The organism is Chitinophaga sedimenti (assembly GCF_023156195.1).
In the GTDB taxonomy this organism is placed as follows: Bacteria; Bacteroidota; Bacteroidia; order Chitinophagales; family Chitinophagaceae; genus Chitinophaga; species Chitinophaga sedimenti.
This window is the reverse complement of the sequence record NZ_JAKUKA010000001.1, coordinates 5,655,685-5,671,486: the sequence shown is the minus strand read 5'-3', so window position 1 is coordinate 5,671,486 and position 15,802 is coordinate 5,655,685. Positions and strand designations below refer to the sequence as shown.

Below are 15,802 nucleotides of genomic sequence, written 5' to 3'. Positions count from 1 at the left end.
AATTATCTGGTAAAATAAAAGCCATCCATTAGACCATTAGCCATGTCCTACGAGGAAGGTGTCCAGTAGAAATGCCTGGTTCCCTAACGTTTGTATTGCCCTTCCGCTTTTTCATCACCGCCTGGCTGCCCTTTGTTCCATCCAAAGAGGCAGCCGCCGACGGCGGCGGAAAGGCGGCAAGCTGCAATACATGTGCGCAAATATTATGCTTAGATAGCAGATAGTATATATCCCAATTGATAACTTTAAAACTTGATTTACATGAAAAGCCAAAAAACGTAAGAAGAAACCATTACTGGCTATGACCGTGCTTATAAGGCAACAATATGAGAAAGGAAACAATATCCCATTGCACGGATACCAGTAATTGAGCATTCTATTAAGGGTCTGATTAAGTAGCATGATATCCCAGCGCAATTGCCTGTATGACTTTGTAAGACAGTGATGTCCCTTATGATGCTAATCTAATCGTTAACACCATTTTGATCCCTACATAAAAAGAAATCGCACCGGATGGTACCCGGCGCGATCTACTGATATGTTTCGGCTTCAAAACGGTTCCGTTTTCTCCTGTCACCATTTTTAAAACTAAAACTTCGACAAAGTTATGCTTTTTGCCAAACACTGCCGATGCCGGCCAAGGTATGCGCGCGCCCTAAAACTGTTTATGGCTATGAAACTGTCTTTATTCCTCATTCTGCTTGCCACCCTGCAGGCTTCAGCTTTCGACGCTGATGCACAGAATATCACGGCCAATTACAAGAATGCCACCATGAAACAAGTATTAGACGAACTCCGCGACAAAACGGGAACAGACGTCTTCTACAGAAATGAATTTATAGCAGGTGCCAAACCTGTCACGATAACATTTAACAACACCCCGCTGGAGACGGTACTGGCTCGCCTGTCAGAAGGACAACCCTTTGTAATTCGCAAAATAGATGCGGGCATTATTCTGGAAATGCGCCGAGGCCCGGACCTACTGGCTGACACCGAGGTTCCGCCAGCCACCGTTACCATCTCCGGCTACATCCGCACCGAAGATGGTAAGGCGATAAAGGGGGCAACCGTCCGGGTAGTGGGCAGCCGGACACAGGCCACCACCAGCAACGACGACGGCTACTTTACCATCTCGGGCGTGGAAGAAAAAAGCTGGGTGGTGATCTCCAGCATCGGCTACGAACCCTATCGGTTCTCCGCCTCCGGCAACATAAACGATATGAACATTCGTTTGAAGGTCCGCGTATCGGACCTCCAAACCATCGAGGTCAAAGCCAACACCGGCTTTCAGGAGTTATCACTAAACCGCGTCAATGGCAGCGTGGTTACCGTCGATAACCAGCTTTTCAATCGCCGTGTAACACCGGACATCATTTCCCGCCTCAACGGCGTGATCCCCGGCGCGTACTTCAACCCTTCTGCCACCGGCAGCGGGTCGAAGTACGGCATCACGATCCGTGGCCAGAATACCCTGTCCCCGTTCGTGAGCCGCGACCCGCTCATTATCGTTGATAATTTTCCGTTCGAGGGCGACCTCGGGTCGCTGAACCCGAACGATGTGGAAAACGTCACCGTGCTAATGGACGCGGCGGCGGCCGCCCTGTGGGGCGCCCGCGCCGGCAATGGCGTCATCGTGATCACGACCAAACGTGGTCGTTTCAATCAGAAAGCCTCCATCAGCTTCAACAGCAACGTCACCATCGGCAACAAGCCGGACGTAACCTATGACCAGAAATTTGTAGACGGTGCCACCTACATCGGGCTGGAAAAAGTGTTGTTTGACAACGGCTACTATAATAATAACCTTGCCAATAAGATCAACTACCCCTCCATCTCCCCAGCCGTGGAAATCATGAATAAGGTGAAGACCGGGCAACTCACCCAGCAACAGGGCACTGACCTGCTGACGGCTTTAGGTAAAAACGACATCAGGGACGATTACACCAAGTACTTCCTGAGAAAAAGCGTAGTGCAACAATATGCTCTTAACGTCACTGGTGGCGGCCCTTCCATGTCCTATTACTTCAGTGTAGGATATGACCAGGCCCGGGAAAATTCCGTAGGCAACCGAAACAACCGCATTTCGGTAATGTCTTCCAACACCTACTCCCCGGTGAAGAACCTGCTGCTCACCGCGTCCTTGCAATTCTCTCAGGCAAATACAACTAACAATAATCCGTTCACGCTTGGAAACATGCCTGCTGTAAATGGACGGCCCTATTCGTATGGAGACCTCGTAGGGCCAGACGGCAGCGCGCTGGCCCTGGTTCGGGATCATAGAACCCCTTTGTTGACAGCGTAGTTAGCAAAGGGTTCATGGATTGGAAATTCCGCCCGTATGACGAAATCTTCCTCAACGATAACACCTCTAAACGTACCAGCATCGTACTGAAGCTGAACCTCAAATATAAACTCACCAAATGGCTGGACTTTGATGTACTGTACCAGAACGAAAAGCAGGCCATCGATACCAGAAACTACCAAAGCGACAAAACTTACTACACCCGTAACCTGATCAACACCTTTACGCAGTACAACGATACCACCAAGGTTTTTAAATACAACTTTCCTCGAGGCGGGATTCTTTCGACCAACTCTACAACGCTTGTTTCCAACAACTTCCGAGTGCAGCTTGCCGGCTCAAAAACGTTTAACCGTCATAGGGTAAATTACATTGCAGGCGCGGAAATTCGCCAGACCAATACAGAGTCCTATCCTCGTACTGCTTATGGTTACAACGACGAGTATGGAACGTCCATTGCTGTAGTAGACTACATCACCTTCTTCCCCCAGACTGGAGGCACCGGAGGCACGATCCCTCCATTAACAAATACAGTATCCGCAACCACTCAACGATGGGTATCTGGTTATGCCGATCTGACCTACACCTATAACGATAAATACTCCGTCGGGCTGACAGGCAGAAGGGACGGCGCCAATATCTTCTGTAAAAACCAACAACAGGATCACGCCGCTTGGTACTGTGTCAGCAGGATGGGATATCAGCAGGGAAAAATTCTTCCAAGTGAACTGGCTTCCCTACCTCAAACTGCGCTCATCCTTTGGCTACAACGGAAATGTCTATAATGGTTCAGCCTACCTGGTGGCAAATCTCAGCCAGGTAAGTGCCTTAACCAACTTCAATTATGGGGTAATTACATCTGCTCCTAATGAAGAACTTCGCTGGGAGAAAGTAAAGCAGACAAATATTGGACTGGACTGGAAACTGAGAAAAGATCGCCTTACTGGAACGATCGAGGTTTATCGAAAAAAGGGGACTGACCTCATTCAGGAAATATCTATTGCCCCCAGCTCTGGCTTCACTACCTACCGGGGCAACTTTGCACAAACAGAAAGCAAGGGACTGGATTTAAGAATGAACTCCATTAATATCACTGGTGCTTGGGGCTGGAGCACCTACTTTATATTTAGTTATGTAAAAGAAAAAGTGCTCGATTATACAGCCCAGCGTACAACTCTCGATATAGCATCTGATCCAGCTGGAACACTTTATAAAGGAAAGCCAATATATGGCTTATACAGTTACAGAATGGCGAGAATAGATCCCGCAAACGGTGATCCAATTGGTTATCTTGGAAAGGCGGAAAGTAAAGACTATACATCGATTATCAACAACACCTCCGTGGACAGCCTTATCTATCACGGCTCTACCAGGCCGCTCATTCACGGTTCACTGGCTAACACCTTCTCTTATAAAGGATTTTCGATATCGGCTAATCTCCTATACCGGTTTAAGTATTTCTACAGGAGGCAAACTGTCGACCTAAACTACCAAAATCTCTTTGCTTCGAATGGCATTCACCAGGATATAAACAAGGCATGGAAGGCCACAGGCGATGAAACCACAACAACGGTGCCCTCTCTGGTGTATCTGACAAATAACAATCGTTCTGCCCTGTATAGGTATTCTCAGTACACTGTCGAGAAGGCAGACCACATCCGCCTTCAGGATGTCAGGATCAGCTATGACTTTCCGGCCACAATTTTAAAAACCGCTTACCTGAAAAATCTCGGCTTATACTTTTATGCAAACAACTTAGGGGTAATCTGGAAGGCAAGCAAAGTAAGTCTGGATCCAGACCAGCAACAATCCTCCTTCCTGAATCCGAAGACCTTTTCCTTCGGAATTAAATGTAATCTTTAAAAAAATCACTATGACGTCACATAAATTAAAGAGGAACAGTCGCAGAACTTGGTTGGCAATAATAATAAGCTGCCTTTCCGTAACATTAATCAGCTGCAAAAAGGTAAATGAATTTCTCGACACAAAATATAACAAAAGCGATGTTATTCCGAAAGAACTGGAAGACCTCCAAAAACTTCTAAACAATGACAATATTCTAAATTCGGGGTACACTGCTTTGGGGTCAATGTCGTCCGACAACTATTTTTATGTTCCGGCAGATTGGAAAGCAAATTCAGTTACCGAAAGAAACACATACGTCTGGAACAAAGATATTTTTGAAGGATCAACTCCGGCCGACTGGGCGAATGCTTATGCGATGATATCATATTGTAATGAAGTCTTAGAAAAGTTATCTAAAGTAGATCGCAACGTCAGTAATGCCAAATTACATGATAATATTAAAGGCGCAGCTTTTTTCTTTAAGGCATTGGGATATTATAACTTAGTACAACTCTATGCTCTCCCATATTCGGTAAACAGCGAGAACCTGGGAATTCCAATAAAAAATACTCCAGATGTAAATGAGAAGTTGAAAAGAAATACAATTCAGGAGGTATATACCGAAATAGACAATTTAGCAACCGAGGCAACATTGCTTCTATCCGAATTTTCAGAAAAAAACACCAGACCAAACAGACGAGCTGCATTTGCACTTCAGGCTAAGATTTCATTGGCAAAAGCGAATACGCCAAAGCCTTATCAGCAGCAAAATCGGCGTTATCCATAAATGATTTTCTCTATGATTTTAACGCTATAAATAGCGCACCTGCATTTCCATTTCCAAATTTTCAAGCAGGGAACCAAGAAGTAATATTCCATGCTACGCAGAGTACTTACGCAAACTTCCGCGCTAATAACAGAGCTTACATTGATACATTGCTCTACGACAACTACGACTCAAATGATCTAAGAAAGTTGTTATTCTATCGAACAATATCAATAAATCCAAAAAGAATTGTATTCAGGGGGACATATACCGGAACTACCCAGTATTTCGCAGGACTCGCCAACAACGAATTATACTTCATAGTTGCTGAAAGCCAATTGAGGTTAGGTGATGCATTAGCAGCAAGGACCACTCTTGAAAAAATTATGGTCAAAAGGTATAAAACCGGCAAATATATTCTGCCGGACTTCTCTGATCCGACAACTGCATTAAAAACAATTCTTGTAGAGCGAAGAAAAGAATTTCCGTTCACTTCTACAATCAGATGGGAAGATCTCAGGAGACTTAATGGCGCGAAAGAAACTGAGACTATATTAAAAAGGGTTTTAGAAAGTGACTTATACGAATTAAAACCCGGATCTAACCGGTATGCACTTCCGCTCCCGCAGATAGAAATAAATCTTAACAAATTCGAACAGAACATACGATAAACTCAAACGCATGAAAACAGTACTCGCAATAATAGCGGTGGCTCTAACATCTTTTATTTATGAGTTACCGAAGGAGAAATATAGGTTTTGCAATGTAACAGTGGAAATTCCTGGAATTAAAGACAGCGATACACTTTTATTATTTTTATATGATGAGCCCGTTGACGATAAACCAATTGGAAACAAGACGAGCCAAACGATAACATCATTAACCAAAAACGGACAAGCGAAATTTACTTTTAATTTAAAGAACTCTACTGCATATTTTAATATAATAACTAAGGGTAATACAGAAGGAACATTATTCTACTATCCTATAATTGACATTTTACCAATAGAAAAAGGAGATTCATTAACCATTTCGCTACCTGCGACAGTTATGCGCAATGCTAAAGATAGTGAAAAAGGAAAAATCGAAGGTATTGGCAGCCTTAAATACAAATGTTTAAAAGAATTGGATAGTGTCGGTCGAATAACAAATAAGTTTTCACCAATTTTCAAAGAGGGGCTATATAACAATCAAAATAGCTGTAGAACAAGCATTATAAATTCAATCCATATCTTGGAAAAATATAAGGGAAAGATATCAGACGATGTACTCGCTCTCTTCTATATTGATGTATTAAAAGATCAATCGGAAAAAACGAAATTTGCTTTAATAAAAATTACCAGCCAAATCCTAAAACCCCGTTAATAAGTGAAAGAAACAAGGCTATCCAAGATATAAAAATAGATAGTCAATACCTTTTTACCCAAAAAACTCTTCCAATTTCAAAAAGTCTATCTGCTTATATTTCAACCGTTGCTTCAATAAATTCAATGGATTCTTTAGGAACCGTTGACTATATCAAAATGTATTTAGAATTAGAAGCCTTACCAGATGGGAAAGTAAAGGATAAAGCGCTGTCTCACTTTTTTACTATTATAGGACAGTAACCCCCAATTATGATAGCTTAATAGAAAACACATTAAAAAGAGCTAACATAGATTTAATTTATAGAACGGAGTTAGAAGCCTACAAGAATAGTGAGCCTGGCAAAGCAGCGTTCAAATTCAACTTACCAGATATTGATAACAGAAGAGTTACCCTTGACGGCATGAAGGGAAAAGTTGTGTTTGTCGATTTTTGGTTTACGGGATGCGGGCCATGTAAAATGTTTTATCAGAAATGTTTAAAACTTTTAGAAGAGAAATATAAAAGCCGAAAGGACATAGTCTTTGTAAAAATCTCAGTTGATAGAAGTAAAGAAAACTGGTTAAAAAGCGTCGAATCAGGAGAATACACGTCATTAAGCAGTATAAATCTTTTTACGGACGGATTAGGGAGTTCTCATGACATTATTAAATTCTATAAAGTTAGAGGGTATCCTTGGCCTGTTTTAATTGATAAAAAGGGGAGAATTGTACGTCCAAAAAGAATTATCGATCTAAAAACCCGTTGGAACTTGAACAAGTAATAGACACATTATTAGCCGAATCCTAATTTAAAATTAAATAAGGGCGCCATAATTGGCGCCCTTATCCTTTAATATTCGAAGTAATCGCCACGATCGGTTACTGTCGCCCCGCTTACAGGCACAATGTAAGCTTGCAATGTTTGATCAAACACCGCATTAGACTCTGTAGAGATCGTGCATGTATTCAAGGGATGTTCATCGTCACAGTCATAATCCTCGCCGAGCACCTTACCCGTAAGACTGGTCACTATGTAAGAAGCTCCTGAATTTGCAGTGGCGATAACACCGTAACTATTTGTGAACGTTTCTGTCTTGAACGCAAACGCTGCTGCTATTACAGCCAAAATGGAAAGAAGCTTAATAGCATTTCTAATTTTTTCATAAACTTAATTTTTTAGGTAAAAAATGATTAAGTGAACCTTTGCGGATGTTTAAGGATCATACATCCCAATACTTAGTTAAGAAAATACTAACTGACAATCGACGCTTTAAAGCCGTATGTACTTTGCATTACCAGAAGAAGGCGTCACATTCGCCTTGTCAATCCATCCATTAGCATCGGGTGAGCCTGTGTCAATCTGTACTGTGCATTTACGAGTCGTAAATGCCGCATCACAATCATACGCGACGCCAACCGCTCCAGGTAATAGCTCCACTTGGTACTGAGTTGTTGTTTCCTGCAATATTCCATGTGTTTGAGTAAACCTTGGTGCTGGCTTGAAAGCAAACGCCCCCAGATCCCAATCGTTAACATAACCAATGGAAGAATGGCTTGTTTTTTCATAATTTAAGTTTTAAAATTGTGGAATTTATTCTCGAGAATATCTTTATTCGGCAAAGCCGGCTTTATCTTGAAAAACTAAAAACTCCCCTTCCTTAATGTAAAGAGCCGTAACCTTTGATATTTTTCCTTCCTCATCTGGTGCTCCAATTGAGGAGATTACGCATGTTCGTTCATTTTCAAAGCATAAGTAGTCGGTTCCTTCTTCCTTTAAGGTTAAATCTTCAGCTACATAATAGTAATTGGCGTCTGAAAAAGCTACTCCATAGTTCGTGTATGTATCCTCATTACTAAATTTTAGGGCTGACCAACTTGAGAAGATGGCCCCAACAAGCATGAATACAAAAGGCAAACATTTCATTTCGTAGGCTTTAAATATTATCAAAGGCCAAAATAATCGCCATGTTGAGTAACAGTACTTCCCGCTACGGGCACGAGATATAGACCAGTGCTCCAATCATAAATTGGGAAATACTCGGAAACTATTGTGCATTCCGAGGAAGGATTATCAAGGCAGATATAGTCAATTCCATTAGTCTTACCTGTTAAATCTGTAATAATATAGTACAGGCCGGAATAAGCGGTCCCCCATACCCCGTAGGCGTAAGTAAGATCATCGTTTGTTTGTTGGCTACGAAAGCCAGACAACAGAACCGCGAGAAATACGACAAGAAGTTTCATGTAATTAGTTTTGATCAGTTATTCATTCTTTTCCAACTCAAAACAAGCCCCCATAGAGAGATAATCAGGAAGCCTATATTAATAAAGAGATGCTGTGGCCAAGTCACATTATTAAATACACCACCGCATGAACACGGGCGTCGATCGTAAACACCAGCAAGTACAAGTGAGATATACCCGGTAAATACAGTCATCATTATTGTTGACATCCAAAATCCGGCTTTCCTCGTCCTTGCAAACGCCAGCAATACGGAGACTATAATTTCAGATGCAGGTAACCCGATCACCAGGTATGGTGTAAATCTGTTATCAAATGGCTGATTGTTTATTGATCCGATAAAGCTCTTAATGTCCATCAGCTTACTGGCTGCGGTATATATGAACATTAAGATGAGCAGTGAGGAAAACACCTCAATGATAACATTTTTTACAGAGGGCTTAGGTAAAATCGTATTTTTTTAGAAATAAGGGGATTGATGCCATTTTGATTAATTGTATGTTATCTGATCAATTTCGCCGATTAGAACATCAAGGCTGGGTCTTTCTGCCGGGTCTTTGTCAATACAGGATATTATAAGATCAGTTAACTGCCGGTCAACCGTGTTTCTGACGAGATACTCTTCTATTCGTCTATCTGCCACCTGCATCAATAAGTGTGGATGCACCCCGTCGCAATTAAAGACAATAACGCACCCAATGAATGAATATCCTCCTTCTCCGTTGGCTCCTGGTAGGCAAATTGTTCTGGCGCCCTATAGCCCGGTGTTCCTGAAAAGAATGGCGCTTCCGGCTTCTCCTTCTTAAATCCATAACAGAGTTCTGGGTCGATCACCTTCATCTCCCCTGTCGGCGTCAGGATAAAGTTAGTTGCTGTGATATCACGGTGATAATATCCGGCACCGTGCATAGCTTTCACAACGAGAAGTACATTGGCAAATAACTTTATAAGTTTGTTCTTAGACTCAGCACTCATTTCCCTCCACTTTTGACCACCTCGCTCTTCCATAATGATCTTTACTATCGGGTCACCCTTTATTTCCTCCATTACAAAGTAGCTGTATCCATTTTGTTCGAAGTAATCCACAAACTTTGGACAGGGAACTTTTGCTTGTATCTCTCTGGTCACTCTCGCCTGCATAGCTATTCGATCGCTGGATGTCCGAAATAGTGAGTCCGCAACCGCACTGGGCCTCGCTTCCTTAATAATTACATCCTTAAAAGAAAAGTACTTCCAACTAATGGCTCGGTAAACATTTCCCTTTGCACTGGTCCTTAAAACCTGGGTAGGGGCATACCACGTTCCTAAGAAAAACCTGCGCTTTGTTCTTTTCCAGTCCCGTTTTGTCACTTCGAACGGAACATCTCTTCTTCTGCCAGGAACCGAAAAGTTCGTAATCTTAACTACCGCACCATCTTCCACACTCTCACTCACTTTTGCTATCGAGGCATACAGGCAGTTTCCTATTTTTACAGCTTTCTCAATATCAGGCCCGGCGCTTTCGGCCAGCAAACCACTTAAGTCAAAAGCTATCTTCTGGGCGTCAGAAATTGATTTTGGGAATATTGTAAAGACCTTTCCGACCTCTCCATCCCCGAAAGCACCATTATTTAAAAAGTAGTGCTCATTTAAGCCTTTAATCATCCGAAACGAAATCTCATTGTCGAGCAAATACCCCAGCACATCCCGGTGAGAAGTATATGTAGAGTGAGCTACCAGGCTCACAAAAAGGCACCACACATTATTATAACAGGGCTCACCAACGTATACCCATTCATTTATTTTTTTACTCTTTACCTTTCGCTGATCTATCGGGATGGTATAGTCCAAAATATTTTTGTCAGTCACAAATTGGAAATACGGGTTGGTAGGATAATGCAAACTCCCCATCAGAAAATGCCCTCCGTTAACTACAGCAGGCTTACTTACCTTGGCCTTGACTGTGTTATTCTTAAAGTATGCTGATCCTTTCTGCATGTGATGGTTTTGTTTTTTCCGTTAAGTTTCACCGCTGTCCGTACGTTTATGATTTGCAGTAATCCTCCTATTTCTTATCGGCAATTCCGATAAATTCCCCATAGAACAGGATCGTAGCATTTACCTTTGCAATTCGTCCATTCGCATCAAGCGCCACATCCGAACAAATCACACATACGCGGGTCGGATTCTCAATACAGTAATAGGTTTCTCCTTGATTTTCACCAGTCACATCCCTGTCGACATAAAACCATACTGAATCTTCATACAATACTCCCCAGCAGATCCATACCTTGTTGATTGCCATCGTGGCGAAAGCTGTGGTCGTGGCAAGCACGAGCATCAGTAGCGGTAACATTTTCAATAATCTGCGCATCGTCGGTATTTTAAGGGTTAAAAAAGGCTTTATGGGTTTGTCCGCTCATATCTGGCGGCGTTTGTAACCTCAATGACCACGGTCTTTGAAACCTTTCCATTGGAGGCATATACCGGAACCCTGATCTTACATTTGGTACTGGCCTCAATGCATATATAATGTTCTCCTTCCACCAGCCCCGTCAGATCATCACCTACGTAGTAATCCGTTGCATCTTCAGATACCACCTCGTACCAGATATCTGTTTTTGATTGCGCTGCGCTGGCGGTAACAGCTGCCAGGATAGCGGCAATAGCTACCAGGGCCGAAAGTTTCGACTTCAAAAAGTTGTACATATTTTGGGTTTTAGAAGATTTCTGTATTATACAGAAACAGGTAGCGGATCAGATATCGAATACTATTAGGTAGAGCTTATCTACAGGAGAATGTTGATTGGGGTTATTGTTGCGCTGTGATCTGAAGTAAAGATAGGGCCACTCTGTATGCAATTCCAAACTTTCACCCCTCCGAAATCCGCACCGGATGACTACTTTACAAAGTATTTCGGGCATTTGGTAATGAATTCGCTCGGTAACATCTGGTAATGAGCCTTGAAGGCTTTTCTCATCCCGCCATTATCTGTATATCCTATCATTTCCGCTATAGCGTCTTCGGTTAAACGCGGTTCTTGCAGCAGCAACTCCCCTGCCCTTCTCATTCTTACCTCCATCACAAATTGCATCGTTGTCATTGAAAAAACTGCAGGAAACCAACTACGCAGCTGCCGGGCGCTAATTTGCGCATTTTCTGCAATCGATTGTAATGAGTAACACTCCTTCAGGTTATTGATAATACATTGTTTCGCCAAATACACCTTATCGATCTTGTCTTGGGAAAGCCCTATAGCTTGGGCCGGGGTACTGAGTAACGTTAGCACACCTTTTACCAGCTGATGGCAAAGCGAGAGCACGTCCCTTCCATCCCTGGCATTGCCGATATAGCGGCACAATTCAATTATCTGACTGTTGGCAATTTTTGGATGGCGCGTGAGTGAAAACAAATCCCCGGGTCTTTTTCTGACGAGGGCCTGGTCAAGACCGGGGATTTGGGCCACCATTTCCCAAAAGAGCTCAGCGCCGATACATAAAGCCAGCGACCTGTGGCGCCCCGGCTTCATGGTGGCGGTTGCCGATAGATTGGGTACCAGAGTAACCATTAAACCGCGTTCATGCAGGACGACAGGATCTTTGCGGCCTTCCAGCCGGAATTCCAATGTCCCCTCCAATGAGATATGCAATAAAATAATAGGCTTTTCGTAAATCGATACCAATTCATCAACCTGCTCGGTAAAAATATCAATGAAGTGAATCCCATACGGACCGCTGGTTTTCTCCTGCATCAACAGCAGGTTACCGTTCCAGGACGTTAACTGGACCTCCGCATCGTTTATCAGAAACTGCTTGACCTTTTCCGGCCATACATTTTCCACTTGCACAGGACCGGCCTTCTTGCTAACAAGGTGTAGGGCCATAAGACAAGGTTTAATACCGGCCAGCTGCCACGGCAGTTGACCGTAAGTTAAAAGATGGGTATAGAAGTGGAATGTCGGGAGAAAAGGGTCGGATCATTGCAGAAGGCGCCGGCAACTGTCGCGTTGAGCATCTTCAGGTCATCATTGCGTAATAACAATCCGAAATTACATTGCCTCAATAATGGTTTCAGGAGTATTTCGGTAAAGAAATGTTAATTGATCCTTGTCAAATAAAAATATCCATCGGTAAGGGCTTACCCCTATATGGTCGTATTATTTTTTATTACCTGTCACGACTACACTAAATTTATAACAGTTCAACATCGCCTTTTCCACCTGGTAGCAACTTTTCCTTTCCTTTTAAAATCCGCACCCAAAAATCCGCCTTGCATCGGCCCTCGGTTATGGCTCTTCGTTAAACAACCCATGCAGCGGTATGCTGCTATCCTTTCTCAAAGCTGAGAAAGGATAGCGCCTGCCCGGTACTTAATTGATTATCCAAACCAGAAAACAATGCGACACCAAATCATTACCTATCCTCATGTTCTATCCAGCCTTTGCGAGATAATCCCTGAAGGGTATCAGGCAGCACCATTGCAATCCGTTCTCATAGGGACCGATCTTTATGCGATTCGCCTTTTTGTACTCGACCAGGATGAAATGACGATCATGGAATGGCTCACGCCCTATCGTCATACCGACACCGACGATCACAACACCAACTACCTGGCAGACCTGCACCAAAGCTATATGGCCAATCTTGAAAGAGACGATCTACAGTCTTTTATTGTAACCCGCAATGATGCCCCCTGCTGCAGATAGACGTTCAGAAAGTAACATCTGCCGGCCACCTCCATCCGGATCGATACCAGATAATCATCAACGCTCCACTGATCCCGCATCCGCCTACCGCTGTTCACGGCCTGGTATGCGCGTTGTCGTACTTTTTCAGCTTTGCTGACACCACCCAGCTCGATGCTTCTATTTACTCTGCGGATATCGAGTGGATCGACATATTGCTGCGTTGCGGGTTTTCAATAGTTGGTCCGCAGCAGCAGGGCAGCGATACCCCGCTGGTGTTAACCTGCACGGCCTTTCAACTGGTGGCCCCTGTAGTTGCTGCACAATAAAGGGCTTCCACCTTCCAATCCTGCTTCTGTTTGGAAAACCGTCACTGACTTACTGTTTCACCCACCACCTTATAAGCCAGTAACCAAAATCCGCCTATATGCAGTATGAGTTCTCAAAGCTGGACACCATCATTGCCAGCATGGAGGACGGGATTTCCGTCTCCATTATTGAAACAAGTACAGATGGTTTGCCCAGCAGCACTGCCCTGGCAGCAGAGGTCAAAAAATTCGACTTCGCCTGCTGCAGACAGTACCGGCATGCCCCTCTCATGAAACGGCGCTAAAATACGTGGACCAACACGCCCGGCAGGCTTCCAATTACTGTCAGATGCTCTACGGCCGATATATTGCGGCCAGACGCGGATCCGGAAAAGATCAATACCTCCGGCTTTCGCTCCAGCTGGAAGAACTGCTGCTTTTTATTCAGTCCCAGTTTCCGGCATACTTCGACCAACGTCTTCCCCTGCCTTTCTCCAGCTTTAACCGCCTACAGGACACTATAAGAAACCAGATCCGCAAACTGACCAAAGCAGCCAGCATGCCCGGCATGGAGTCTGGACTTAAAGCGGTGCTGCTTCAGCCTTACAAAGATTTTGTTAAGCACCCGGAAAACGGCACCTTCCAGCTGATCGATTACCTGACAAGGCTATCCGACGAGTTTGTCAACATCGCCAGGCAGCCGGACATTGACTATAACTTCGAAGCCCACCAGCTATTGCATTCCTTTAATTTCAACTCGCCATTTTATCTCCGTTATTGCGCCAAACGTATAAAGGAAAAACTCGAAGAAGAAGAAAAAAGAAAAGGCCCCGACGTGGAAAGTAAGCTAAAACTGTTCAGTTTCTATATTAAAACCATGAACCAGGTACCTGTGCGCTCCAAGGTCGCCCTGCACCCGGACCTGCCTTCCATTGTTGAATCCAATGCCATCTGGTTTGAACAGGAAAAACTAAATCTGGAAATGGAAATCCTGATGAAAAAGGGCATATTCGGCGGCATCAATATCAACAATACCGCCGTACCCAAAATTCCGGTAAACCTCAGCCGGCAGCAGCTCATTTCATTTCTGCGGGCACTGATGGAAATGAAAATCATTAACGTTGATAACACTTCTGCCTTTTTCCCCGTCATCGCTGCTGTATTTGCCACCAAAGGAACAGATGATCTTTCCCGTGACGCCATCCGCAACAGCTTTTTCAACAAAGACCAGAAAGCCAACGACTTTGTAAGAGAACATATTTTTTACAAAGGCTATAACCACCTGCGCGATTTTAACTGATTATCCCTGTCTTGCGCACTTGCCCCCTCGGGGTTACAACCCGGCTCTATTGCCGGTTTTTTCATTTCCGCCACCTTCGTGCTGTCCATTGGCAAACTGCATGCACCCACTGCCACTAATCCTGCCCGCACATTTATTCACACCTAAATTTTAACTGATGTTCCCTACCACAACGGGCGCCATCGTCGAATCGATGGAGCGTGAGTTATTGCCCATTCCCTTCGTCCATAACGGCGATCTGGCAACGATAACCGCCCGCCTGCACATCATCCAGGATCACCTCTACCAATTACGGACGGCGGCTGCCCAACAGGCGTTTGCCGACCAGGCCGCAGAGATCCGTTTCTTTAAAGAACACCTTCCGGCCATCGAAAGCCAACTGCTGCTCCATTTCCAGATCCTGCGCATCGAGCAGGGATGCCTTAGCGGACCGGATACCCGAAAGGTTGACTACTATCGCCATTTCTACAAAAAGATCGACCGCACCCTGACCCTCAACCAGGACCACTACACCTACTGGAAACTCTCCTCCTCCTACCTGGACGAACTTTACTTCTGCCGCCAGGGTGGCGCGCTCCACTTCCACCCCTCTTCCATGTTTTTACTGACCGACCCTGCCGTGCGCAGCCCCGCAGCTTTGAACAAGCCCTTATCATCGCGTGCCGGGAACTTGAAACCTACCTGTCAGCACGCATCGATATCCTTTTCCCAAACACCGGTACCGTGCGCCCCGCAGGCCCAGAAATTATCTGGCGCGCCTCCAAGGCCGATCTCACTGAACTGATTTATGCGCTGGTTGAAAGCCAGGCCCTCGGGGCCGGGTTGGACATTAAGTCCGTCAGCGAAATCCTGCAACAGGCATTCGGCATTCATATCGCCAACATCTACGCCACCTACGAAGACATCCGCCTGCGCAAAAAGAATCGCACACCATTTATGGATAGCCTGAAAACAGCGCTGATACGCCGTATCGACAATGATGACCTCTACGCCCCTTAACTTTTTTTTATCCTACATAGCAATTTCTCG

Annotated in this window: 19 protein-coding genes; 13 read left to right on the top strand and 6 right to left on the bottom strand. The window is 44.3% G+C overall.

From position 1 onward, the window contains the following. The first annotated feature begins 673 nt into the window (after positions 1-673). The 7 genes from MKQ70_RS32600 to MKQ70_RS32570 all read left to right on the top strand — a co-directional run bounded on the left by MKQ70_RS32600 (position 674) and on the right by MKQ70_RS32570 (position 7,041). The gene (locus MKQ70_RS32600; protein ID WP_248079190.1) at positions 674-2,302 is read left to right on the top strand and encodes a TonB-dependent receptor plug domain-containing protein; all 1,629 of its coding nucleotides are present in this window, start codon (positions 674-676) and stop codon (positions 2,300-2,302) included. Between the two features lie 14 nt (positions 2,303-2,316). After that, the gene (locus tag MKQ70_RS32595; RefSeq protein ID WP_248079188.1) at positions 2,317-3,087 is read left to right on the top strand and encodes a TonB-dependent receptor; all 771 of its coding nucleotides are present in this window, start codon (positions 2,317-2,319) and stop codon (positions 3,085-3,087) included. Then, a complete protein-coding gene (locus MKQ70_RS32590; RefSeq protein ID WP_248079186.1) occupies positions 3,026-4,165 on the top strand; it encodes a SusC/RagA family TonB-linked outer membrane protein in 1,140 nt (379 codons plus the stop codon). The genes MKQ70_RS32595 and MKQ70_RS32590 overlap by 62 nt, the downstream gene beginning before the upstream one ends. A gap of 10 nt (positions 4,166-4,175) precedes the next feature. Then, positions 4,176-4,934, top strand: coding sequence for a RagB/SusD family nutrient uptake outer membrane protein (locus tag MKQ70_RS32585; RefSeq protein ID WP_248079184.1), 759 nt, complete (start codon positions 4,176-4,178; stop codon positions 4,932-4,934). 149 nt (positions 4,935-5,083) lie between these two features. Further along, positions 5,084-5,584 (top strand): RagB/SusD family nutrient uptake outer membrane protein, encoded by a 501-nt coding sequence (locus tag MKQ70_RS32580; protein ID WP_248079181.1) that lies wholly within the window; start codon positions 5,084-5,086, stop codon positions 5,582-5,584. Between the two features lie 10 nt (positions 5,585-5,594). Then, positions 5,595-6,278: a hypothetical protein gene (locus tag MKQ70_RS32575; protein ID WP_248079178.1), complete on the top strand. Its 684-nt coding sequence runs from the start codon at positions 5,595-5,597 to the stop codon at positions 6,276-6,278. 262 nt (positions 6,279-6,540) lie between these two features. Further along, entirely contained in the window at positions 6,541-7,041 is a 501-nt protein-coding gene (locus MKQ70_RS32570) for a TlpA family protein disulfide reductase (protein ID WP_308199581.1), read from the top strand. An 827-nt stretch (positions 7,042-7,868) separates the two neighbouring features. Here MKQ70_RS32570 and MKQ70_RS32565 read toward each other — a convergent pair. The 6 genes from MKQ70_RS32565 to MKQ70_RS32545 form a co-directional block, all read right to left on the bottom strand. After that, positions 7,869-8,183 (bottom strand): hypothetical protein, encoded by a 315-nt coding sequence (locus MKQ70_RS32565; RefSeq protein ID WP_248079175.1) that lies wholly within the window; start codon positions 8,181-8,183, stop codon positions 7,869-7,871. A 334-nt stretch (positions 8,184-8,517) separates the two neighbouring features. Next, positions 8,518-8,919: a MauE/DoxX family redox-associated membrane protein gene (locus tag MKQ70_RS42985; RefSeq protein WP_372490163.1), complete on the bottom strand. Its 402-nt coding sequence runs from the start codon at positions 8,917-8,919 to the stop codon at positions 8,518-8,520. Positions 8,920-9,149: 230 nt separating this feature from the next. Continuing rightward, the gene (locus tag MKQ70_RS32560) at positions 9,150-10,478 is read right to left on the bottom strand and encodes a serine/threonine protein kinase (protein WP_248079173.1); all 1,329 of its coding nucleotides are present in this window, start codon (positions 10,476-10,478) and stop codon (positions 9,150-9,152) included. Positions 10,479-10,545: 67 nt separating this feature from the next. Then, positions 10,546-10,854 carry a hypothetical protein gene (locus tag MKQ70_RS32555; RefSeq protein WP_248079171.1) on the bottom strand — a complete coding sequence of 103 codons (309 nt, stop codon included), beginning with the start codon at positions 10,852-10,854 and terminating at the stop codon, positions 10,546-10,548. 29 nt (positions 10,855-10,883) lie between these two features. Then, positions 10,884-11,189 carry a hypothetical protein gene (locus tag MKQ70_RS32550; RefSeq protein WP_248079169.1) on the bottom strand — a complete coding sequence of 102 codons (306 nt, stop codon included), beginning with the start codon at positions 11,187-11,189 and terminating at the stop codon, positions 10,884-10,886. A 191-nt stretch (positions 11,190-11,380) separates the two neighbouring features. Beyond that, positions 11,381-12,364 carry an AraC family transcriptional regulator gene (locus MKQ70_RS32545; RefSeq protein ID WP_248079167.1) on the bottom strand — a complete coding sequence of 328 codons (984 nt, stop codon included), beginning with the start codon at positions 12,362-12,364 and terminating at the stop codon, positions 11,381-11,383. Between the two features lie 594 nt (positions 12,365-12,958). On the opposite strand from MKQ70_RS32545, the gene MKQ70_RS32540 reads away from it, so the two are divergent. The 6 genes from MKQ70_RS32540 (at position 12,959) to MKQ70_RS40290 (ending at position 15,772) form a co-directional block, all read left to right on the top strand. After that, the gene (locus tag MKQ70_RS32540) at positions 12,959-13,186 is read left to right on the top strand and encodes a hypothetical protein (protein WP_248079163.1); all 228 of its coding nucleotides are present in this window, start codon (positions 12,959-12,961) and stop codon (positions 13,184-13,186) included. A 113-nt stretch (positions 13,187-13,299) separates the two neighbouring features. Further along, the gene (locus MKQ70_RS32535; protein ID WP_248079162.1) at positions 13,300-13,494 is read left to right on the top strand and encodes a hypothetical protein; all 195 of its coding nucleotides are present in this window, start codon (positions 13,300-13,302) and stop codon (positions 13,492-13,494) included. A 98-nt stretch (positions 13,495-13,592) separates the two neighbouring features. Further along, positions 13,593-13,778: a hypothetical protein gene (locus MKQ70_RS32530; protein WP_248079158.1), complete on the top strand. Its 186-nt coding sequence runs from the start codon at positions 13,593-13,595 to the stop codon at positions 13,776-13,778. A gap of 5 nt (positions 13,779-13,783) precedes the next feature. After that, positions 13,784-14,773 (top strand): hypothetical protein, encoded by a 990-nt coding sequence (locus tag MKQ70_RS32525; protein WP_248079155.1) that lies wholly within the window; start codon positions 13,784-13,786, stop codon positions 14,771-14,773. A gap of 157 nt (positions 14,774-14,930) precedes the next feature. Next, positions 14,931-15,557: an RteC domain-containing protein gene (locus MKQ70_RS32520; protein ID WP_282456925.1), complete on the top strand. Its 627-nt coding sequence runs from the start codon at positions 14,931-14,933 to the stop codon at positions 15,555-15,557. Then, on the top strand, positions 15,455-15,772 hold the full coding sequence (locus MKQ70_RS40290; protein WP_282457825.1) for an RteC domain-containing protein: 318 nt from the start codon (positions 15,455-15,457) through the stop codon (positions 15,770-15,772). Before MKQ70_RS32520 ends, MKQ70_RS40290 begins: the two co-directional genes overlap by 103 nt. Positions 15,773-15,802 lie beyond the last annotated feature (30 nt).